This is a genomic window from Bacillus cereus group sp. Bce019, assembly GCF_051781745.1.
GTDB lineage: Bacteria > Bacillota > Bacilli > Bacillales > Bacillaceae_G > Bacillus_A > Bacillus_A cereus.
On sequence record NZ_JBPWJX010000249.1, the window covers coordinates 1 to 252 of the forward strand.

The window sequence follows — 252 nt, forward strand, 5'->3', positions numbered from 1 at the left end:
TCTTTCAAAGAGCCAACAGAATTGACTTGTTGCTTCTTCAACGCTTGTAAGGCGCTTAAATCTATTTACACCACCTGGAAATACTGTTCCTTCTGCTCCATTCATTTCATAATCTAAGAAAGCAATCTGAACACCGATATCTGACCAAGGTTTGCCTTGTGACTGGGCAAATGAAATAAGTTGTGCCTTTCTGCCAAAGCTCCACTGGATTAAGCCAATCCCTTCTCCAGGGTTTGTAACAGAGCTTTCAAC

General features: G+C 41.7%; 1 protein-coding gene. It reads right to left on the reverse strand.

All coding sequences use genetic code 11. The features are described 5' to 3' along the window. Nucleotides 1–252, reverse strand: a 252-nt coding sequence (locus ACS2QP_RS28215) for a phage tail tip lysozyme (RefSeq protein ID WP_438883132.1), incomplete at both ends; no start/stop codon positions are given.